Below are 19,829 nucleotides of genomic sequence, written 5' to 3'. Positions count from 1 at the left end.
ATGACCGCCGCCAGCACTCCCAAGGGGGAGCGCCGCCGCCACGAACTGGTCGCCGCGGCCGCGGCACTGCTCACCGAGGGCGGCTTCGACGCCATCCGGCACCGGGCCGTCGCCGAGCGGGCCGGCATGCCGCTGGCCTCCACCACGTACTACTTCGACTCGCTCGACGAGCTGATCGAGGCCGCCGTCGAGCACGCGGGCCGGGCCGAGTTGGTCGCGGGCCGCGAGCGGCTGGCCCGGATGCAGGCCGGCGAGCCGGACGATGTCATCGAGTTCGCGCTGGACCTGCTGGTCAAGGACAGCGACATGCAGGCCGTCATGCTGCGCTACGAGCGGCTGGTCGGCACCGGTCGGCGGCCCTATCTGCGGCCGCTGATGCGGCAGATGGGCGGCGAGCTGCACCAGTTGCTGCTGGAGATTCTCACCGCCGGCGGCGTCCGGATGGACGACGAACGGGTCGACCAGCTGATCTCCGTGGTCGACGGGGCCGTGGTCAACGCCCTGATCGAGGTGCATCCCGATCCGCGGGCGGCGGCCCGGCGGATGCTCCTGTCGGTCATGCCCGACCTGGCGGCGCATTAAGCTCTGGATACGTGACGACCAAGCCGCTCATCCCCAACGTGCTCGCCGGCCGCTACGCCTCGGCCCAGCTGGTCGGCCTCTGGTCGCCGGAACACAAGGTCGTGCTGGAGCGCCGCCTGTGGCTGGCCGTGCTCACCGCGCAGGCCGAACTGGGCATCGACGTGCCGGAGACGGCCGTCGCCGACTACGAGCGGGTGCTGGAGCAGGTCGACCTGGCCTCCATCGCCGAGCGCGAGCGGGTCACCCGGCACGACGTGAAGGCCCGCATCGAGGAGTTCAACGCCCTGGCCGGCCACGAGCAGGTGCACAAGGGCATGACCTCCCGCGACCTCACCGAGAACGTCGAGCAGCTGCAGATCCGGCAGTCCCTGGAGTTCATCCGGGGCAAGGCGGCCGCGCTGCTGGCCCGGCTGGCCCGGCTCGCGGTCGAGCACTCCGACCTGGTGATGGCCGGCCGTTCGCACAACGTGGCGGCGCAGGCCACCACCCTGGGCAAGCGGTTCGCGACCGCCGCCGACGAGCTGCACGTGGCGTTCGGGCGGCTGGACGACCTGCTGGAGCGCTACCCGCTGCGTGGCGTGAAGGGCCCGGTCGGCACGGCTCAGGACATGCTGGACCTGCTGGGCGGGGACGCGGCCAAGCTGGCCGAGCTGGAGCACAAGGTGGCCGAGTTCCTGGGCTTCCGCCGGGTGCTGACCAGCGTCGGCCAGGTCTATCCGCGGTCGCTGGACTTCGACGTGCTGTCCGCGCTGGTGCAGCTGGCCGCCGCGCCGTCGAGCCTGGCCAAGACCATCCGGCTGATGGCCGGGCACGAGCTGGTCACCGAGGGCTTCAAGCCGGGCCAGGTCGGGTCCAGCGCGATGCCGCACAAGATGAACACGCGGTCCTGCGAGCGGGTCAACGGCCTGACCGTGATCCTGCGCGGCTACCTGGCGATGACCGGGGAGCTGGCCGGCGACCAGTGGAACGAGGGCGACGTGTCCTGCTCGGTGGTGCGCCGGGTCGCGCTGCCGGACGCGTTCTTCGCGCTGGACGGCCTGCTGGAGACCATGCTGACCGTGCTGGACGAGTTCGGCGCCTACCCGGCCGTCGTCGCCCGTGAACTGGACCGGTACCTGCCGTTCCTGGCCACGACCAAGGTACTGATGGCTTCGGTGCGGGCTGGTGTCGGCCGCGAGACCGCGCACGAGGCGATCAAGGAGAACGCCGTCGCGGTGGCGCTGGCCATGCGCGAGCAGGGCCTTGAGCGCAACGACCTGCTGGACCGGCTGGCCGCCGACGAGCGCATCCCGCTGGACCGGGCCGGGCTGGACGAGCTGCTGGCCGACCGGCTGTCCTTCACCGGCGTGGCCGGGGCCCAGGTCGACGCGGTGGCCGCGGAGATCGCCAAGTCGCTGGAGCGGTTCCCGGACGCCACCGGGTACGTGCCGGAGCCGATCCTGTGAGCGAGCTTGCGAGCGAACCATCGAGCACAGCGAGCGTCGAGGTCTCGGCCGTGGTCAGCTACCCGATCAAGGGCTGCGCCGGCACGACGACGCGCAGCGCCGTCGTCACCCCGACCGGGCTGCGGCACGACCGGGCGTGGATGGTCGTCGACGCCGAGGGCGTGTTCCGCAGCCAGCGCAATGAGCCGCGACTGGCCGTGGTGCATCCCGCCGTGGTCGACGGCCAGCTGCGCGTGTCGGCCCCGGACGTCGAGGACCTGGTGCTCGATGTCGTGCCGGAGGGCCAGCGTCGTCCGGTACGCGTGCACAAGTGGGACGGCGTCGGCGTCGACCAGGGCCAGGCGGCTGCGGACTGGTTCAGCGAGGTGCTGGGCGAGGAGTCCCGGCTGGTCGGCCTGCCGCCGGAGCACGTCCGGCCGTCCGGCGGCGAGGTCGAGGGGCTGGTCGGATTCGCCGACGCCCACGCGCTGTTGGTGACCTCGCTGGCCTCGCTGGACGGCCTCAACGAGCGGATCCTGGCTCGCGGCGCCGAGCCGGTGCCGATGAACCGGTTCCGGCCGAACATCGTGGTCAGCGGCTGGCCCGAGCCGCACACCGAGGACCGGGTGCGCCGGATGAGCATCGGGGACGCCGAGTTCGGCTACGCCAAGGTCTGCGTGCGCTGCGCGGTGCCCATGGTCGACCAGGACACCGGCCGCCGCGCCGGGCCCGAGCCGATCCGGTCGCTGGCCCAGTACCGGCGCGACCCCGAGGGCGGGGTCACGTTCGGCATGAAGGCCGTCGTGCTGCGCCCCGGCGTCATCTCCGTCGGCGACGCCGTCGAGGTCGCCCGGTGGTCGGACCTGGCTAGCTGCGCAGCAGAACCCGCCTGACCCGGTAGTTCGGGGCCAGCGTCAGCTCCCGGCCGCCGCGCAGCGTGATCCGCACCAGGTCGTCCGGCTCCGGCCTGGTGCGCGCCACCTGCGCGGCCGGCCCGATGCCGCCGTACGGCCGGAACCAGTCGTCCGGCCGAAGCTCCGACGCCGGCGTCGACTCCAAGTTGACCACGCGTGAACTTGGCTGCACGTAACGGATCCACACCTCCCACAGCAGGAAACCGGCTGCCGCGCACGGCAACGGCAGCCACGGCACGTCGATCGGCAGCGCCAGCAGGCCCGACCCCAGCGCCGGCCACACCCCGGAGCTGACCGGCACCGGCCCGAACTGCAGCCACCCCGTCGTCCGCACCATCCCGTTGGGACGCAACCCGCGCGGCGTTCGGCCGTCGGGCAGTCGCGCGGTCATGCGGGGTGAATACGCCACCCGCTGGCCGTTGTTTCGTGACCGCCGCTGGCTTCACTCGAACGGCCGGGTGACCGCGCACCTAGTCGCGCAGCTCCACCGGCCGCACCGGGTAACCCGGCGCCATCGTCAGCTCCCGCCCGCCGTGCAGCCACACCCGCAGCCAGCCATCCGGATCCAGTTGCAGCGCGTCGACCGCGCCGACCGGCCCGGCCGTGCCGTAGAGCCGAAACCACTCGCCGGGCAGCAGCTCCGCCGCCGGCTTGGGCTCCAGGTTCCGCGCCCGGGACGACGGCCGCACCCACAGGGTCCACGCCTTCCACCCGGCGAAGGCCAGCGCGGCGAAGAGAAAGGGCAGCCACGGCACCCCGAACGGCACGGTGAGGAAGAGACCGGCCAGCACGGCCCAGAGCCCGGAGCTGATCGGCGTCCCCTCGACCTGGAGCCAGCCGGTGGTGCGCACGATTCCGTTGGGGCACAAGCCGCGTGGCGTGCCACCGGCGGGGAGTCGCATGGTCATGCCGCCCTCCAGCGAAGCCTCGAGTCGGTCGCCGTTCGCGTGCACACCATGGGTTTGCCGGTCTTGGTGACCCCGGTCGCCCCCTCGGTCGAGCAGAACGCCCCGGGGGTCACGTAGACGGGTTCGCTCGGCGGCGGCGCGGGGGCATGGGTCGGTGGCGGCGGCGCCGGCTGATGGGTGGTCGGTGCCGGCTGGTGCGTGACCGGAGGCGGCGGCGCGGGCGCCTCCGTCGTGATGGTCGGCGGTTCCGTGGTCGTGGTCGTCGACTCGGTGGTCGTGGTGGTCGGCGTGGTGCTGCTGACCGTGGTCGTGCTGGTGGTCGTCGCGCTGGCGGTGATGGTGGCGACGACGGGCTGCGGGCTAGCGGGTGGCGCCGCGGGCGCGGTCGACCCGAACACGCCGGTGAGGACCGCGAGCGCGGCCAGTCCGCCGCCCAGCGAGGTGACCAGACGCGACCACATCGGCGTCTGCCACCACCAGCGAGCCAGCGCCGAAGGGGCGGGGTCAGCGGGAACACTCATGCGGGATCAATATGTGGCTGCTCCGGACGTGTTAGGGCGACTGCCCCGGGTTCACTCGAACGGGCGATGAAGTGAGCACGTAGGCTGCCGGTCGTGCCCGTTCTCACTGACTACGCGCAGATCGCCGCCGGCAAGGTTCGCGAGCTCTACCGGGTGGACGACGAACTGCTGCTGCTGGTGGCGTCCGACCGGATCTCGGCCTACGACTGGGTGCTGCCCACGGAGATCCCGGACAAGGGCGCGGTGCTGACCGCGATGAGCGTGTTCTGGTTCGAGGCGCTGGGCGACATCGTGCCCAACCACCTGGTCTCGGACGACGACAAGCGGATCCCGGACGAGGTGCGGGGCCGGGCGCTGCTGGTGCGGAGCCTGGACATGGTGCAGTTCGAGTGCGTGGCCCGCGGCTACCTGACGGGCTCCGGCCTGGTGGACTACAAGAGCACCGGGGCGGTGTGCGGCGTCGAGCTGCCGGCGGGGCTGGTCGAGGCGTCGAAGCTGGCGGAGCCGATCTTCACGCCGGCGACCAAGGCGCCGCTGGGCGAGCACGACGAGAACATCACCTTCGAGCAGATGGCCGAGCAGGGCGCGGAGACGGCGGCCGAGCTGCGGGACCTGACGCTGGCGGTGTACCGGCGCGGGGCGGAGATCGCGGAGAAGGCGGGCGTCATCCTCGCGGACACCAAGCTGGAGTTCGGCCGTGACGCGGCGGGGCACATCGTGCTGGGCGACGAGGTGCTCACCCCGGACTCGTCCCGGTACTGGCCGGCGGAGGGGTACGAGGCCGGCCGCGTGCAGCCCTCGTACGACAAGCAGTACGTCCGCGACTGGCTGACCTCGTCGGAGTCGGGCTGGGACCGCAAGTCGAACACCCCGCCCCCGCCGCTGCCCGACGACGTCGTGGCGGCGACCAGGGCGAAGTACGTGGAGGCCTACGAAAGGGTCACCGGCCAACGGTTCTGACAGGGTTCGCCGACGCGACACCTCACCGTCAGGCCAGGGCCATGCCGGTGCTGCGCACTTAACGGGTGAGCTCCCGGCTGGTTGTCTCGCTGTCCGGCATCAACGCCCGAACGCTCGCTCAGGCCACCGGAGTGGCCGCCGAGCTGGATTCGCGCGGGGTGCCCCTGTCGCTGCTGGTCGCCCCGCGGGTGGACCGGCAGTCGGCGGACTCGCCCGCACTGCGGTGGGTCCGCAGCCGAGCCGCCGGCGGCGACGCCGTCGTGCTGCACGGCCTCGACCACGACCTCGACCCGTGCCGGCGGACGCTGGTGATCCGCCGCCAGGCCGAGTTCGCCGCGCTGCCCGCGCACGAGGCGAACCTGCGCCTGGTCGCGGCCCGAGCCCTGCTCGAACGGCTGGACCTGCGTACCGACTACTTCGCCCCGCCGCGCTGGCTGGCCTCCAACGGCACGCTGATCGCGTTGCGCCGCCACGGTTTCCGGCTCTGCGCGGACGTGACGGCGGTGCGGGACCTGCACAACGGCGTCGTCATCCCGGGCCGTGTGCACGGTCTGGCCCGCACCGAGCGCGGCGAGCAGTGGCTGTGCTGGGCGCTGGTGCTCGGCGTGGCGCGGGCGGCCCGCCGCGGCGGACTGGTCCGCATCGCGGTGGACGCCGGCGACCTGGTCCGGCCCGGGCCGCGGCAGGCGGTGCTCGACGCGATCGACATCGCCCTGCACCACGGCGCCGAACCGATGACCTACGCGGGACTACACCTTCGTCGCCTCGCCGTGAGCTAGCTTCACGACCTCGGTGCCCTCCGGCTTGGTCATCTTGAGCCAGTTCAGCACCAACATGTTGCCGAGGTCGGAGTTCACGCCCTCGTGGATGGGCATGGCCACGCGCGGCTTGACCTCGCGCACGTAGTCCAGCGCCTCGCCCATCTTCAGCCACGGCGCGGACACCGGCACACCCAGCACGTCCAGGTCCCGGCCCGGGCGCACCAGCGAGTCGCCCGGGTGCAGGAAAGCGCCGTCGTCGACCAGGTAACCGGCGTTGGTGATGCCCGGCTTGCCCTCGTAGATCTCGGCGTGCTCGCCGCCGATCACGTCCACGGTCGTGCCGCCGAAGGTCAGCTTGTCGCCGACTCCTGCCACGATGTGGTCGAGGCCCAGCTTCTGGACGATGCCGACGGTGTCCGGGTCCACCACGAGCTTGGCGCCCGGGTTGGCCGCGAGCAGGGCCGGCAGCTTGGCCTCGTCGATGTGGTCGGCGTGCTGGTGCGTGATCAGCACCGCGTCCAGGCCCTCGGTCTGCTCGAAGCCGGTGGACAGCGTGCCCGGGTCGATCATGATCCGGGCCGACCCCGTGTCGAGCAGCACGCACGCGTGTCCGAAGTGGACGATATGCATCGATGGCTCCTTCGCTACGTGTCCAACCAGCCTATGCCTGGAGTCGGTCCAGGATCTCCTTCTCCTGCGCGGGTGTGAGCCCAGCCTTGCGCTCCCGGTCGACGCCCCGCTGCTCCTCCTCGGCCAGCGCCCCGCGCACCTGGTCCTCGAACGACCGGAACGTCAGTCCCGCCGCCTCGGACGCCGCCGTGCCGCGGGCCGTCATGCCGGCGTAGTTCGGCGGCAGCCACAGCGGCAACGACCTCGGGCCGGCCCAGTACTGGACTTCGTTGGCCAGCAACGCTTCCGAGGAAACCGGCGCGACCTCGGTGCCGGCCGGGGCCACGAGTTCCCTGATCCCGTCGAGAACCTCGTCCAGCGGCCGCGACGGCCCGATGGCGTCATACGTGCCGACGAGGCGGTTCTCACTGGCCGTCACGATCCACTCGGCCAGGTCCCGGACGTCGATGTGCTGGCTCATCGCCCCCTCACCGGCCGGCTGCAACACCCGGCCGCCGCGGGCGAACCGCCCCGGCCAGTATCCGAACCGGTCGCTGCCGTCGCCCGGGCCCGTGATCAGACCCGGCCGCACGATGAAGGCCCGGTCCTCCAGGTGCTCGCGGACCTCCCCCTCGTTGGCCACCTTGATCCCGCCGTACCGCGCCAAGTCGTCCCGGCCGTCCTCGTACAGCGGCTCCAGCAGGTCCTCGGACACCTTCTCCATGTCCGCGTACACGCTGATCGTCGAGACGAACGTCCAGTGCCCCGCGTTCGGCCCGAGCACCCGCACCGCGTCCCGGACCCACGGATGCGAGATCTTCGCCACGTCCACCACCGCGTCGAAGCGCTCCCCGGCCACCGCCGCCAGCCCGTCCGGCGCGTCCCGCTCCACCGGCACCAGCTCCGCGCCGTCCGGCACCGCCCCGCTCGTGCCCCGGGCCGCGCACACCACCTCGTGCCCCCTGCGCAGCGCCTCCGCCGCCACCGCATGGCCGACGAACACCGTTCCACCCAGAACCAGAAGTCGCATGGCCCCACCCTCGACCCGGCCCCGCCCCCACGCCACCCCTCTCGCGCTGGGCGAACGCCGAAGATCTAACCGGTCGATCGATTCAGCTCAAGTCACCAGAAGTCGATCACTGATCGGTGAGTGTGCACGCCTTCGTCGACGAGTCCCGCCGCGGTGGCAACTACCTGGTTGCCGTCGCACTGCTGGACCCCGCCGAGCTCTCCGTGGTGAGGGCAAGCCTCAGGAAGCTGTGTCTGCCGGGTCAGCGCCGGATCCACTTCAAGGACGAGCGGGATTCCCGCAGGAGGGAGGTGCTGGCCCGGATCGTGGAGTCGAGCGCGCGTGGCCTGGTGTACAGCTGCCGCGGGCCGGAGGCGCGGGCGCGAGAGGCATGTCTGCGGCGGATGATGGCCGACTTCACAGAGCGGGACGTGCAGCGTCTGGTGCTGGAGAGTCGGCAGGGCAGGGACAAGGACGACGAGCGGGCATTGCGCGACGTGCTGGGTAAGCGGCCCAGTGACGCCGGTCTCACCTACGAGCACCTGCGCCCCCACGAGGACCCGCTGTTGTGGCTGCCGGACGCCATCGCATGGTGCGTCGGGGCGGGCGAGGACTGGCTTCGTCGGATCCAGCCGCTGCTCGACTGCGTCCGGCGAATCGACCTCTGAACAGCGCAAAGCCCGACCGCCAGTCGTCCGGCTGGGGATCGGGCTCACTTCCTCGGCCTACGGGGCCTCGGCAAGTGTCACTTTAGCCGACCGGCAGCCCCGTGACCACTTCGTTCCCCCGATAGCGCGACGCCCAGCCGTCGACCGTCCGGACGTTGGCTGGGCTCACTTCCTCGGCCTACGGGGCCTCGACGGATGTGACGTTAACCGGGCGTTCGGCGGGTGTCCATCGACTTCACCCAGGTCAGGTAGGCTCTGCGGGTACCGCGACCCCTCCGCACCGGGAGCATCCTCAGTGGCCCGAGTCGTCGTCGACGTCATGCCCAAGCCCGAAATCCTCGACCCGCAGGGTCAGGCGGTGGCCAATGCGCTGCCCCGCCTCGGATTCGCCGGCATCGGCAGCGTTCGCCAAGGCAAGCACTTCGAGCTGGAGGTCGACGACTCGGTCGACGACGCCACGCTCGCCAAGATCGCCGAGACCTTCCTCGCCAACCCGGTCGTCGAGGACTGGGTCGTGCGGCGGGTGGAGTCGTGACCGCGCGCATCGGGGTCATCACCTTCCCCGGCACGCTCGACGACCAGGACGCGGCCCGGGCGGTGGACCGGTCGGGCGCGCAGTCGGTGGCGCTCTGGCACGCGGACGCCGACCTCAAGGGCGTGGACGCGGTCGTGGTGCCGGGAGGCTTCTCCTACGGCGACTACCTGCGGGCCGGGGCGATCGCCCGGTTCGCGCCGGTGATGTCCGAGGTGATCGCGGCGGCCAAGCAGGGTCTGCCCGTGCTGGGCATCTGCAACGGCTTCCAGATCCTGTGCGAGGCCGGCCTGCTGCCGGGCGTGCTGATCCGCAACAAGGGCCTGCACTTCGTGTGCCGCGACCAGTGGCTGCGGGTGGACAACAGCACCTCGGCCTGGACGAGCCGGTTCGACCAGGGCGCGGAGATCCTGATCCCGCTGAAGTCGGGCGAGGGCTGCTACGTGGCCGACCAGCACGTGCTGGACGAGCTGGAGGGCGAGGGCCGGGTGGCGTTCCGCTACGTCGGCGGCAACCCGAACGGCGCGCTCAACGACATCGCCGGCATCACCAGCGCCAACGGGCGCGTGGTCGGCCTGATGCCGCACCCCGAGCACGCGATCGACGCGCTGACCGGCCCGTCGGACGACGGCCTTGGCCTGTTCCTGTCCGCTCTCGACACCCTGGTGGCGGCGTGACGACGACCGACAACCTCATCGACACGGTCGAGCACGCGGCCTCGACGCCGGAGCACGCTCAGCCGTACCGCGAGCTGGGTCTGAAGGACGACGAGTACCAGCGCATCCGCGACATCCTCGGCCGCCGGCCGACGGACGCCGAGCTGGCCATGTACTCGGTGATGTGGAGCGAGCACTGCTCGTACAAGTCGTCCAAGATCCACCTCGCCTACTTCGGCAAGACCACCACCGAGGAGATGCGGGCCAAGATGCTGGCCGGCATCGGCGAGAACGCCGGCGTGGTCGACATCGGCGACGGCTGGGCGGTCACCTTCAAGGTGGAGAGCCACAACCACCCGTCCTACGTGGAGCCCTACCAGGGCGCGGCCACCGGCGTCGGCGGCATCGTCCGCGACATCATGGCCATGGGCGCCCGCCCGATCGCCGTGGTCGACCCGCTGCGCTTCGGCCCGGCCGACGCCCCCGACACCCGGCGTGTGCTGCACGGCGTGGTGGCCGGCGTCGGCGGCTACGGCAACTGCCTCGGCCTGCCCAACATCGGCGGCGAGCTGGTCTTCGACGCCAGCTACGCGGGCAACCCGCTGCTCAACGCGGGCTGCATCGGCGCGCTGCGGGTCGAGGACCTGCACCTCGCCCACGCCTCCGGCACCGGCAACAAGGTCATCCTGTTCGGCGCGCGCACCGGCCTCGACGGCATCGGCGGCGTCTCGGTGCTGGCCAGCGACTCGTTCTCGGGCGATGAGGGCGGCGCCGGTCGCAAGAAGCTGCCGAGCGTGCAGGTGGGCGACCCGTTCACCGAGAAGGTGCTCATCGAGTGCTGCCTGGAGCTGTACCGCGAGGGCATCGTGGTCGGCATCCAGGACCTCGGCGGCGCGGGCCTGTCCTGCGCCACCAGCGAGCTGGCCAGCGCCGGCGACGGCGGCATGCACGTCTGGCTGGACCGGGTTCCGTTGCGCGCCACGGGAATGACGCCGGCCGAGGTGCTGTCGTCGGAGTCCCAGGAACGCATGATGGCCGTGGTGAAGCCGTCCGATGTGGACGCCTTCATGGCGGTGTGCCGCAAGTGGGACGTCATCGCCACCGAGGTCGGCGAGGTGACCGACGGGGACCGCCTGGTCATCACCTGGCACGACCAGGTCGTGGTGGACGTGCCGCCGCGCACCGTGGCCCACGAGGGTCCGGTCTACCACCGTCCGATCGAGCGCCCGGCCGACCAGGACGCCTTGCAGGTCAACGGTCCCGAGTCGCTGACCCGGCCTTCGTCAGCCGAGGACCTGCGGGCCCTGCTGCTGCGCATGATCTCCTCGCCCAACCTGGCGTCCAAGCGCTGGGTGACCGAGCAGTACGACCGGTACGTGCGGGGCAACACCGTGCTGGCCCAGCCGGCCGACTCGGGCATGGTCCGGGTCGACGAGCAGACCGGCCGCGGCGTGGCGCTGTCCACCGACTGCAACGGCCGGTTCTGCAAGCTGGACCCGTACCAGGGCGCGCAGCTGGCCCTGGCCGAGGCGTACCGGAACGTGGCCTCGACCGGCGCGACGCCGCTGGCGGTCACCGACTGCCTGAACTTCGGCTCGCCCGAGGACCCGGCCGTGATGTGGCAGTTCGAGCAGGCCATCAAGGGCCTGGCCGAGGGCTGCGCGCAGCTGGGCATCCCGGTCACCGGCGGCAACGTCAGCTTCTACAACCAGACCGGCAGCACGGCGATCCTGCCCACGCCGGTGGTCGGCGTGCTCGGCGTGATCGACGACGTCGCCCGGCGCATCCCGACCGGCTTCGGCACGGAGCCGGGCGAGACGCTGCTGCTGCTCGGCGACACCCGGGACGAGTTCGGCGGCTCCGAGTGGGCGCACGTCGAGCACGGCCACCTCGGCGGCCGCCCGCCGCAGGTCGACCTGGAGCGGGAGCGGCTGCTGGCCGAGGTGCTGGTCGCGGGTTCCCGCGACGGCATGCTGTCAGCCGCGCACGACCTGTCCGACGGCGGCCTGGCCCAGGCCATCGTCGAGTCCTGCCTGCTCGGCGAGACCGGCGCGCGGATCATCCTGCCCGAGGGTGTCGACCCGTTCGTGCAGCTGTTCTCCGAGTCGGCCGGCCGTGTCGTGGTCGCCGTGCCGCGCAGCGAGGAGCTCCGCTTCACCGAGATGTGCACGGCGCGGGAGCTGCCGTGGGTGCGCATCGGCGTGGTGGACAAGGAGTCGACCGAGCTGGAGATCCAGGGCCTCGCGACGTACCCCCTGGACGAGCTGCGCACGGCCTGGGAAGGCACCTTGCCCGCGCTGTTCGACTGACTTAGCTTCGCCCCATGCGCTATGGGGCGATGTACGGGCCGGATGTGACGTTCCTCGGCGTTGATCCCTGTGATCTCGCCGAGCCGGCTTCCTTCGCGGAGGCCGATGTTGTTGTCGTGGGTGCGCCCTACGACGGCGGCACGTCACACCGGCCCGGCACTCGTTTTGGGCCGCAGGCCATTCGCACCACGGATTACCTGGGGCACAACGGTTCCCGGCCCAGCCTGGCCCTGCGTGTGGATGCGCTGAAGGACCTGCGGGTGCTCGATGCCGGCGACGTGGAGATGTACGCCGGCGACGAGATGGGCAGCCACGCGGCCATCGAGGCGGCGGTGCACACCATCACGGCGTCAGGCGCGATTCCCGTGGTGCTCGGCGGCGACCACAGCATCGCGCTGCCCGATGCCCGTGGCGTGGCAAGGCATTTCGGCTTCGGGCGCATCTCGATGATCCACTTCGACGCCCACGCCGACACGGGCAACATCGAATTCGGCCACCTTTACGGCCACGGCCAACCCATGCGTCGGCTGCTGGAGTGCGGTGCCATCCGCGGCGACCGGTTCCTGCAACTCGGGCTGCGGGGTTACTGGCCGGAGCCGGAGACGCTGGACTGGATGGCCCAGCAGCACATGCGGTCGTACGAGATGACGGAGATCGTCACTCGAGGCCTCGACGAGTGCCTCACCGAGGCATCCGCCATCGCGGTCGACGACTGCGACGGCGTCTACCTCTCCGTGGACGTCGACGTCTGCGATCCCGGGCATGCGCCGGGGACCGGCACCCCCGAGCCCGGCGGCCTCTCCGCCCGCCAGCTGCTCGATGCCGTCCGCCGGCTCTGCTACCAGCTTCCCGTTGTGGGCGTGGAAGTCGTGGAGGTCTCGCCCCCGTACGACCACGCCGAGATCACCGCCGCCCTGGGCAATCGTGTTGTGCTGGAAGCACTTTCCGGTATCGCCCGCCGCCGCAAGGACGCGGCCACCGGCGACACCTGGGACCCGGCCCGCCCGCTGCTGGACGGGCGTTGAGAATCTAGAGCTTGGCGCGGTGATCGAACGACTCGGGCGGATGGCCGGCGGCGTTGTCGTCGAAGCGCCGCCGCCACTCGACCCGGTTCCCGACTGGCTGGCGAACCGGCTGATCCACACCGTCGGAGTCGCGCCGGAAAAGGTTGCCGCGCTCGGCCTTGAGCAGGCAGTCGACCTGTGGACCGCATTCATCAGCGGGCCCGGGAACTGAGATTCCCCGGTGGCGCCAGGGGATCCTGCCGCCACCGGGGTCGGGTACGGCCGTTAGCCGTTGGCCAGTGCCTGGAGGCGGTCGTAGGCGCCGTTGAAGACGTCCTGGTCGCCGGGGAAGGTGCCGGAGTCGGCGTACTGCCAGATGGTGTAGAAATCCCAGGCGTAGGGCAGGACGCCGGCGCTGGAGGCGTAGCGGGCGACCCACAGGGGGTTGGTGGAGGTGAAGTCGCCGCCGTTGCCGGTGCAGTCCTGCCACCACTGCTGGGCGGTGTAGATCATGGGCCACGTCCCGGTGCGGGCGTGGTAGGTGTTGCTGAAGTCGAGGATCCACTGCACCATGGCGCCGGCGGACTTGCCGTAGCACTCGGCGCCGCTGGGGTTCCACTCGATGTCCAGCGCGCCGGGCAGGGTGCGGCCGTCGCCGGACCAGCCGCCGCCGTGGTCGACGAAGTAGTTGGCCTGGGTGGCGCCGTCGGTGGTGTTGGGCGTGGCGAAGTGGTAGGCCCCGCGGATCATGCCGACGTCGTAGGAACCGTTGTACTGCTGGGCGAAGTAGGCGTTCTGGTAGTACGTGCCCTCGGTGGCCTTGATGTAGGCGAACCGCCCGCCGTTGTTCCAGGCGGTCTGCCAGTCGACGTTGCCCTGATAGGAGCTCACGTCCATGCCGTAGACGACGGCGGCGGGCCCGAACGAGGTGGGCCGCGGGGCGCAGCGGTGGCCGAGGTGGCGCGCGACCTGGGAGCCCATGGTGTGGTTGTGAGTGGCGTCCTGCACGGAATCGGGGGGATTTCCACCGCACGCGGTGGTGGTGGCGGCGCCGGCAGGGGTGGCGGCGCCGAAGGCCACGGACAGGATCACGGCGGCGATGAGCGCCGCCGTGCGGCGGCCGCGGCCCGCCGGGAGTAACCGAGTGTTCATGGTGGAACCTCTCGATCTGCTCGCAGGGAAGCGGATCACGTGGAATCTCCACGTTGCGTGAAGTGTGAACGAAGATTCACGCCTGGGCTAGATTGACGGTGATTTTCTCACGTATACGGAGTAGCGGTATTACGTCGTCGGGGTGAACACCTTGGCCTGACAGGGTTGTCGCTCGGGGCCGTCAGACGTAGTCTGCGCCACCTGTCAACCCCGGTGTCGCGCATCTGGTTAGTCAGTAACAAGGGGTTCACCCCAGTGTGAACGAGCGCAGCCTGTCGCCGTTGCCGTTGAACCGGTTCTGGTCGCCGGGGAAGGTGCCCTTGTCGGCGAACTGCCAGATGGCCTGGGTGGTCCAGCCGCCGGGCAACGTGCCGACATCGGTGCCGTATCGCGGTATCCACAGCGGATTCCGGCTCACCACGGTGGAGTTGCCCGTGCACTTCGTCCACCACGTGTAGCTGGTGTAGATCGTCGGCGGCACGCCGGTGCGGTACCAGATCTGGTCGCTGAAGGCCTTGACCCAGGCCGTCATCTGCTCGGGCGTGAGCTTGTAACAGGTGTCCCCGTAGGGGTTGTACTCGATGTCCAGCGCGGGCGGCAGGGTGCGGCCGTCACGTGACCAGGCGCCGCCGTGGTCGACGAAGAAGTTGGCCTGGGTGGCGCCGTCGGAGACGTCGGGCAGCGCGAAGTGGTAGGCCCCGTGGGCCAGGCCGGCGGCGTAGGAGCCGTTGTACTGCTGGCCGAAGGACGGGTTGGTGTAGGTGATGCCCTCGGTTGCCTTGCTGTAGGCGAACTTGCCGCCGTTGCGGACCACCGCGGCCCAGTCCACAGTGCCCTGGTAGCTGGCGACGTCCAGGCCGAGCACGTCGTCGTTGGCCCTGACGTCCAGCAGCGGCCCGCCCCCGGTGCCCTCGTGCTTGGCGATCTGGGATCCGGCATAGTCGTCCTGCGGATGGGCCAGCGGCTGTGCGGACGCGGGCGTGGGGGCGGCGACCATCGCCGTGACGAGGACGCCGGCCAGCAACGCCCGCAGGCTTGTCCGTGGTGTCGACTCCATGGGCGAATTCCTTCCCCGCTGGGGACCGAACGGACTATCACACTAAACCGAACGGCCTATTTTCTCGCGCTGAGCGACCCCGCGTGTCCGGGACTAGCGTTGGCAGCCATGGGTCTCAGGCATCCGTCCGACGACAGCGGCCGGCGCACCGACGTCAATCCCGTGTTCACCCGCGAACCGATGAGCATCGCGCGCGATGTGCTGCCGGCCGAGGGAATCGATCCCGAGCTGGCCTACCAGGTGGTGCACGACGAGCTGATGCTCGACGGCAACGCCCGGCTCAACCTGGCCACCTTCGTGTCGACGTGGATGGAGCCGCAGGCGGCGCGGCTGATGTCCGAGACGTTCGACAAGAACATGATCGACAAGGACGAGTACCCGCGCACCGCCGAGCTGGAGTCCCGCTGCGTGCGGATGCTGGCCGCGCTCTGGCACGCCGAGGACCCGGTCCAGGCCGTCGGCTGCTCGACCACGGGCTCCAGCGAGGCCTGCATGCTGGCCGGCCTGGCCTTCAAGCGCCGCTGGCAGCACAAGCGCCGGGCTGCCAAGAAGTCCACGGATCGCCCCAACATCGTCATGGGCATCAACGTGCAGATCTGCTGGGAGAAGTTCGCCAACTACTGGGACGTCGAGGCCCGGCTGGTGCCGATGGAGGGCGACCGGTTCACGCTGTCGGCGGCCGAGGCGGTGGCCCGCTGCGACGAGAACACGATCGGCGTGGTGGCCATCCTGGGCTCCACCTTCGACGGCTCGTACGAGCCGGTGGCCGAGATCTGCGCCGCCCTCGACAAGTTCCAGCAGGAGACCGGCCACGACATCCCGGTGCACGTGGACGGGGCCTCGGGCGCGATGGTCGCGCCGTTCTGCGATCCCGGGCTGGAATGGGACTTCCGGCTGCCCCGGGTGGCCTCGATCAACACCTCCGGCCACAAGTACGGCCTGGTCTACCCGGGCGTCGGCTGGGCGATCTGGCGCGACCGGGACGCGCTGCCCGAGGACCTGGTGTTCCGGGTCAACTACCTGGGCGGCGACATGCCGACCTTCGCGCTGAACTTCTCCCGCCCGGGCTCGCAGGTGATCGCCCAGTACTACAACTTCCTGCGGCTGGGCTTCGACGGCTACCGCCGGGTCCAGCTGTCCTGTCGGGAGGTGGCGACCTGGCTGGCCGGCGAGATCGGCAAGCTGGGGCCGTTCCAGCTGCTGACCGCGGGCGATGAGCTGCCGGTGTTCGCCTTCACGCTGTCCGAGGAGGTCACCCGCTACTCGGTGTTCGACGTGTCGGCGGCGCTGCGGCAGGCGGGTTGGCTGGTGCCGGCCTACACCTTTCCCGACAACCGGACGGACCTGGCGGCGCTGCGGGTGGTGGTTCGCAACGGCTTCGGCCGCGACCTCGCGGAGCTGTTCCTGGACGACCTGAGGAGGGCTCTGCCGGTGCTGGAGCGCCTGGAGCGGCCGCTGCACGGTCCGGAGTCGGCGGGCTTCGAGCACGGCCAGCACCATTGACACGTACCTGAATGGCTCCCACTATTAGGAAAGTTTCCTAACTAAGTGGAGCGTGCCGTGGCGGCGGTGGGCAAGCGGTTGCACCTGTTCCTGATCCTCGCGCTGGTCGCCGGGGGCCTGGCGATCGTCCCCAACCTGGTCGGCGGCTGCCTGTGGCGCTGTCCGGGCGACTCGGAGGTCGTGCCCACGGCAGCCACGCCGGCGGTCACCGTCCGTGCCGTGGACGAGGACGGCCGGCCGCTCGGCGAACCGCAGCGGGTGCAGCTGGCCAACGGCCCGGTCATGACGGTTGCTCAGGCTCCCGGCCACATCGCCGAGCCGGTGATCCTCGGCCTGGAGGACGCCGGCAGGACCATCGACGTGCGGCTGCTGTCCGACAACGGCGGCAAGCGGTTCGCGGTGAACTCCGCGGGCGATGTGATGTTCGGCCGCCGCTACCAGACCGGCAGGCTCATCCCGGCCAACGACGCCGCCGCTGGTGCACGCTCCGTGGTGGACAGCGTGGCGCCGGCCTTCCGGATGGCCGACCTGAGCACCGTGAACCTGGAGACCGTGGTCAGCGACAAGGCGCCGAGCAGCGCCTATCCGAAGAAGCGGTTCATCCTGAAGTCGCCGCCGTCCAGCATCGACGGCCTGAAGGCGCTGGGCGTCACCGTGCCGCTGCTGGCCAACAACCACACCCGAGACTTCCTCGACGAGGGCGTGGCCGACACGCAGAAGGCGCTCACGGGGGCCGGGTTTCCGGTCGTCGGCACCACCGTCGGCGACGAGCCGCAGAAGCCGTTCCAGACCCAGGTTCACGGCACCGGCGTGGCCGTGCTGGCCTACACCAGCGTGGACGGCTCGTACGTCAACGACTCCTACCCCAAGGCCGGCACGCCGACCAGCGACGACGACGCCTGGCAGTACCAGCCGCGTTCCTGGGGCTTCGGCAAGGTCCCGACGCAGGACCGGACCATCGGCCAGGCCTGGGCGGCCTACGAGAAGCTGTCCAAGGCGGACCAGGCGGCGGCCTGGGAGTCGCTGACCCACGTCTACCCGGAGATCCAGGACTGGGTGGCCCGCCGCGGCCACGGCGGCGCGGCCCGCTGGGACAACACCGCGTCGCCGACGCAGATCAAGGCCGTCGCCCAGCAGTCCCCGCTGACGATCGTCGAGATGCACTCCGGCTTCCAGTTCCAGTCCGCGAGCGCCAAGGACACCCGGGCGATGGCCCGGGCGGCCATTGACGCCGGCGCGGACATCGTGATCTGTCACCATCCCCACGTGTTGCAGGGTTTCGAGTGGTACAAGGGCCACCTGATCGCCTACAGCATGGGCAATTTCGTGTTCGACCAGGACTTCCTGTCCACGTTCTCGTCGGCCTTCCTGCGCACGGTCTGGGACGGCGACCAGCTGGTGGAGGCCCGCCTGGTGCCGATCGAGATCGACGGCTACCGCCCGGAGTTGGCCACCGGCGAGGCGGCGAAGCGGACGGTGCAGGGAGTGTGGGCGGACAGCCGGCGGCCGGTGCAGACGCAGCGGGGCCCCAACGGCGGGGTGCTGACCGTGCCGACGCCGTTCGACGCCGACACGAAGCCCGCTCAGTTCCACGCCGACCACGGCACGGCCGTGATCACCGCCGATCCGCCGAAGCCGACCCCGGTCAAGGTGGCCGTCGGCCCGCACGCGGTCGCCAAGATCGGCTTCAACGGCCTGCTCGACCCCGTGGAGGCCAAGGACATCGACCTCGGGCGGGACCTGTTCGGCTGGGGCGGTTTCGAGGACAACACCGTCGACGGCAAGCCCGACGGCGACACGCACTGGTCCGAGGACGTGGTCGGCAACGGGGCCCCGGGCCAGGCCGGCTACCTCCGGGTGGAAGGCGCGGGCGGGGCGGAGAAGCTGGACCGGCCGGTGGCCCGGATCCCGCTGCCGCGCCATCGCGAGGAGAACGCCGACGGCACGCCCCGCGACCCCGAGCCGACCTACACGCTCCGGGCCAAGGTCCGGGCGGCCAACGGCGCGACCCCGCTGATCCGGGTCACGCCGTACCACTTCGACGACTCCGATCCCACCGAGGACCCGGACTCCACCGCGCTGAAGGACATCAACCGGCAGCTGACGGTGCCGTCCGACGGCCAGTGGCACGACGTCTCCGTCGACCTCAGGCCCCAGGACCTCGGCCCGGACGGCAACATGGTGCTGCTGAAGCTCGGCCTGGCGGCCACCCGCGCGGGATCGGTGGCCGGCCAGGCCGTCGACTTCGACGACGTGTCCTTTGTGGAGTGGCGGCCGGCCGGCACGGTCACGGAAGGCCCTTACGACTTCGTCCGCAACAACTCGCCGGCCCCGGCCGCCCCCACCTTCAGCGGCTACGCCTACTAGGCGGCGTCGAGCCGGCTCATCTCCTCGGGCGTCAGCTGGACGTCGACCGCGGTCGCCGAGTCCTGGATGCTCGACGGGCGGCTGGCGCCGGGGATGGGCACGACCACCGGGGACTTGGCCAGCATCCAGGCCAGGGTCAGCACGTGCGCGCTGACGCCCTTCTCGGCGGCGATCTCCGAGAACACCGCGAACCGGTCGCCCAGCTCGGCGGCCCGCCGGATGCCGCCGAAGGGGCTCCACGGCAGGAAGGCGATGCCCAGCTCGTCGCACAGCTCCAGCTCGGGCTCGCTGGACCGGAAGGCCGGCGAGAACTGGTTCTGCACGGAGACCAGCCGGCCGCCGAGGATCTCGTCGGCCAGCTTGATCTGCGCCGGGTTCGCGTTGGAGACGCCGGCGTAGCGGATCTTGCCGGCGTCCAGCAGGTCCCGGATGGCCCCGACGGAGTCGGCGTAGTCGACCTGGGGATCGGGCCGGTGGAACTGGTAGAGGCCGATCACCTCGACGCCGAGGCGCTTGAGCGAGGCCTCGGCCGCCTGCTTGAGGTACTCGGGGCGGCCGTCGAGCGTCCAACTGCCGTCGCCGGGGCGCAGGTGGCCGCCCTTGGTGGCGATCAGCACGTCGGAGGTGTCGCCGCCCCAGCTGGCGACGGCCTCGGCGATCAGCGTCTCGTTGTGCCCGACCTCGGGGCCGCCCAGCGAGTAGGCGTCGGCGGTGTCGAAGAAGGTGATGCCGGCGTCGAGTGCGGCGTGCACGGTGGCGATGCTGCGCGCCTCGTCCGGCCGCCCCTCGATGGACATCGGCATGCCGCCGAGGCCGATCGCGCTGACCTGGGCGTCGCCGATACGGCGAGTCTGCATCGTGGTCCTCTTTCGTAGGTTGTTGACCTGACTCCA

The 19,829-nt window shown here is 70.8% G+C and carries 21 protein-coding genes; 13 read left to right on the top strand and 8 right to left on the bottom strand.

The window, feature by feature from the left end:
* Genes AB0M73_RS22020 through AB0M73_RS22010 form a run of 3 tightly spaced genes read left to right on the top strand, consistent with a single transcriptional unit; the run spans position 1 to position 2,899 of the window.
* Positions 1-582, top strand: coding sequence for a TetR family transcriptional regulator (locus tag AB0M73_RS22020; protein ID WP_363893105.1), 582 nt, complete (start codon positions 1-3; stop codon positions 580-582).
* Between the two features lie 11 nt (positions 583-593).
* A complete protein-coding gene (gene purB, locus AB0M73_RS22015; protein WP_363893103.1) occupies positions 594-2,027 on the top strand; it encodes an adenylosuccinate lyase in 1,434 nt (477 codons plus the stop codon).
* On the top strand, positions 2,024-2,899 hold the full coding sequence (locus AB0M73_RS22010; RefSeq protein ID WP_363893101.1) for an MOSC N-terminal beta barrel domain-containing protein: 876 nt from the start codon (positions 2,024-2,026) through the stop codon (positions 2,897-2,899). Before purB ends, AB0M73_RS22010 begins: the two co-directional genes overlap by 4 nt.
* Here AB0M73_RS22010 and AB0M73_RS22005 read toward each other — a convergent pair.
* The 3 genes from AB0M73_RS22005 to AB0M73_RS21995 all read right to left on the bottom strand — a co-directional run bounded on the left by AB0M73_RS22005 (position 2,874) and on the right by AB0M73_RS21995 (position 4,349).
* Positions 2,874-3,311, bottom strand: a complete 438-nt coding sequence (locus AB0M73_RS22005) for a hypothetical protein (RefSeq protein WP_363893099.1) — start codon at positions 3,309-3,311, stop codon at positions 2,874-2,876. The genes AB0M73_RS22010 and AB0M73_RS22005 overlap by 26 nt on opposite strands.
* 79 nt (positions 3,312-3,390) lie before the next feature.
* Positions 3,391-3,828: a hypothetical protein gene (locus AB0M73_RS22000; protein WP_363893097.1), complete on the bottom strand. Its 438-nt coding sequence runs from the start codon at positions 3,826-3,828 to the stop codon at positions 3,391-3,393.
* Positions 3,825-4,349, bottom strand: coding sequence for a hypothetical protein (locus tag AB0M73_RS21995; RefSeq protein WP_363893096.1), 525 nt, complete (start codon positions 4,347-4,349; stop codon positions 3,825-3,827). The genes AB0M73_RS22000 and AB0M73_RS21995 overlap by 4 nt, the downstream gene beginning before the upstream one ends.
* Before the next feature lie 93 nt (positions 4,350-4,442).
* On the opposite strand from AB0M73_RS21995, the gene AB0M73_RS21990 reads away from it, so the two are divergent.
* Together AB0M73_RS21990 and AB0M73_RS21985 are read left to right on the top strand one after the other, a co-directional pair.
* Positions 4,443-5,309, top strand: coding sequence for a phosphoribosylaminoimidazolesuccinocarboxamide synthase (locus AB0M73_RS21990; RefSeq protein WP_363893094.1), 867 nt, complete (start codon positions 4,443-4,445; stop codon positions 5,307-5,309).
* Between the two features lie 65 nt (positions 5,310-5,374).
* Positions 5,375-6,088: a DUF2334 domain-containing protein gene (locus tag AB0M73_RS21985; RefSeq protein WP_363893092.1), complete on the top strand. Its 714-nt coding sequence runs from the start codon at positions 5,375-5,377 to the stop codon at positions 6,086-6,088.
* Here the strand turns inward: AB0M73_RS21985 and AB0M73_RS21980 are convergent.
* Both AB0M73_RS21980 and AB0M73_RS21975 read right to left on the bottom strand, forming a co-directional pair.
* On the bottom strand, positions 6,059-6,700 hold the full coding sequence (locus AB0M73_RS21980; RefSeq protein ID WP_363893090.1) for an MBL fold metallo-hydrolase: 642 nt from the start codon (positions 6,698-6,700) through the stop codon (positions 6,059-6,061). The genes AB0M73_RS21985 and AB0M73_RS21980 overlap by 30 nt on opposite strands.
* Positions 6,701-6,731: 31 nt before the next feature.
* Positions 6,732-7,709, bottom strand: a complete 978-nt coding sequence (locus AB0M73_RS21975; protein WP_363893088.1) for an NAD-dependent epimerase/dehydratase family protein — start codon at positions 7,707-7,709, stop codon at positions 6,732-6,734.
* A gap of 116 nt (positions 7,710-7,825) precedes the next feature.
* Here AB0M73_RS21975 and AB0M73_RS21970 point away from each other — a divergent pair, with 116 nt between their 5' ends.
* The 6 genes from AB0M73_RS21970 (at position 7,826) to AB0M73_RS21945 (ending at position 13,089) form a co-directional block, all read left to right on the top strand.
* Positions 7,826-8,356 (top strand): hypothetical protein, encoded by a 531-nt coding sequence (locus tag AB0M73_RS21970; RefSeq protein ID WP_363893086.1) that lies wholly within the window; start codon positions 7,826-7,828, stop codon positions 8,354-8,356.
* Positions 8,357-8,651: 295 nt separating this feature from the next.
* A complete protein-coding gene (gene purS, locus AB0M73_RS21965) occupies positions 8,652-8,891 on the top strand; it encodes a phosphoribosylformylglycinamidine synthase subunit PurS (RefSeq protein ID WP_043720898.1) in 240 nt (79 codons plus the stop codon).
* Positions 8,888-9,565: a phosphoribosylformylglycinamidine synthase subunit PurQ gene (gene purQ, locus AB0M73_RS21960; protein WP_363893083.1), complete on the top strand. Its 678-nt coding sequence runs from the start codon at positions 8,888-8,890 to the stop codon at positions 9,563-9,565. The genes purS and purQ overlap by 4 nt, the downstream gene beginning before the upstream one ends.
* Positions 9,562-11,853 (top strand): phosphoribosylformylglycinamidine synthase subunit PurL, encoded by a 2,292-nt coding sequence (purL, locus tag AB0M73_RS21955; RefSeq protein WP_363893081.1) that lies wholly within the window; start codon positions 9,562-9,564, stop codon positions 11,851-11,853. The genes purQ and purL overlap by 4 nt, the downstream gene beginning before the upstream one ends.
* A 14-nt stretch (positions 11,854-11,867) precedes the next feature.
* A complete protein-coding gene (gene speB, locus AB0M73_RS21950; RefSeq protein ID WP_363893079.1) occupies positions 11,868-12,878 on the top strand; it encodes an agmatinase in 1,011 nt (336 codons plus the stop codon).
* A gap of 19 nt (positions 12,879-12,897) precedes the next feature.
* The gene (locus tag AB0M73_RS21945; protein WP_363893077.1) at positions 12,898-13,089 is read left to right on the top strand and encodes a hypothetical protein; all 192 of its coding nucleotides are present in this window, start codon (positions 12,898-12,900) and stop codon (positions 13,087-13,089) included.
* Positions 13,090-13,142: 53 nt separating this feature from the next.
* On the opposite strand, the gene AB0M73_RS21940 is transcribed toward AB0M73_RS21945, so the two are convergent.
* The gene (locus AB0M73_RS21940; RefSeq protein ID WP_363893075.1) at positions 13,143-14,009 is read right to left on the bottom strand and encodes a lysozyme; all 867 of its coding nucleotides are present in this window, start codon (positions 14,007-14,009) and stop codon (positions 13,143-13,145) included.
* 247 nt (positions 14,010-14,256) lie between these two features.
* Positions 14,257-15,066, bottom strand: a complete 810-nt coding sequence (locus AB0M73_RS21935; protein WP_363893073.1) for a lysozyme — start codon at positions 15,064-15,066, stop codon at positions 14,257-14,259.
* A 108-nt stretch (positions 15,067-15,174) separates the two neighbouring features.
* Between AB0M73_RS21935 and AB0M73_RS21930 the strand changes: the two genes are divergently transcribed.
* Both AB0M73_RS21930 and AB0M73_RS21925 read left to right on the top strand, forming a co-directional pair.
* Positions 15,175-16,569, top strand: a complete 1,395-nt coding sequence (locus AB0M73_RS21930) for a glutamate decarboxylase (protein ID WP_363893071.1) — start codon at positions 15,175-15,177, stop codon at positions 16,567-16,569.
* A gap of 45 nt (positions 16,570-16,614) precedes the next feature.
* Entirely contained in the window at positions 16,615-18,936 is a 2,322-nt protein-coding gene (locus tag AB0M73_RS21925) for a CapA family protein (protein WP_363893069.1), read from the top strand.
* Here AB0M73_RS21925 and AB0M73_RS21920 read toward each other — a convergent pair.
* Positions 18,933-19,793: an aldo/keto reductase gene (locus AB0M73_RS21920; RefSeq protein ID WP_363893067.1), complete on the bottom strand. Its 861-nt coding sequence runs from the start codon at positions 19,791-19,793 to the stop codon at positions 18,933-18,935. The two genes, AB0M73_RS21925 and AB0M73_RS21920, sit on opposite strands and share 4 nt — an antisense overlap.
* Between the last annotated feature and the right edge of the window lie 36 nt (positions 19,794-19,829).

Origin of the sequence: Kutzneria sp. NPDC051319 (genome assembly GCF_040682195.1) — a bacterium.
GTDB lineage: Bacteria > Actinomycetota > Actinomycetes > Mycobacteriales > Pseudonocardiaceae > Kutzneria.
The sequence above is the reverse complement of the archived record's forward strand: the minus strand, read 5'-3'. Positions and strand labels throughout refer to the sequence as shown.

Excerpts from the sequence above, each read along its gene's own strand:
- AB0M73_RS22020 (WP_363893105.1), top strand. The coding sequence starts at position 1 with ATGACCGCCGCCAGCACTCCCAAGGGGGAGCGCCGCCGCCACGAACTG.
- AB0M73_RS22005 (WP_363893099.1), bottom strand. The coding sequence starts at position 3,311 with ATGACCGCGCGACTGCCCGACGGCCGAACGCCGCGCGGGTTGCGTCCC.
- AB0M73_RS22000 (WP_363893097.1), bottom strand. The coding sequence starts at position 3,828 with ATGACCATGCGACTCCCCGCCGGTGGCACGCCACGCGGCTTGTGCCCC.
- AB0M73_RS21995 (WP_363893096.1), bottom strand. The coding sequence starts at position 4,349 with ATGAGTGTTCCCGCTGACCCCGCCCCTTCGGCGCTGGCTCGCTGGTGG.
- AB0M73_RS21980 (WP_363893090.1), bottom strand. The coding sequence starts at position 6,700 with ATGCATATCGTCCACTTCGGACACGCGTGCGTGCTGCTCGACACGGGG.
- AB0M73_RS21975 (WP_363893088.1), bottom strand. The coding sequence starts at position 7,709 with ATGCGACTTCTGGTTCTGGGTGGAACGGTGTTCGTCGGCCATGCGGTG.
- speB (WP_363893079.1), top strand. The coding sequence starts at position 11,868 with ATGCGCTATGGGGCGATGTACGGGCCGGATGTGACGTTCCTCGGCGTT.
- AB0M73_RS21940 (WP_363893075.1), bottom strand. The coding sequence starts at position 14,009 with ATGAACACTCGGTTACTCCCGGCGGGCCGCGGCCGCCGCACGGCGGCG.
- AB0M73_RS21935 (WP_363893073.1), bottom strand. The coding sequence starts at position 15,066 with ATGGAGTCGACACCACGGACAAGCCTGCGGGCGTTGCTGGCCGGCGTC.
- AB0M73_RS21930 (WP_363893071.1), top strand. The coding sequence starts at position 15,175 with ATGGGTCTCAGGCATCCGTCCGACGACAGCGGCCGGCGCACCGACGTC.
- AB0M73_RS21920 (WP_363893067.1), bottom strand. The coding sequence starts at position 19,793 with ATGCAGACTCGCCGTATCGGCGACGCCCAGGTCAGCGCGATCGGCCTC.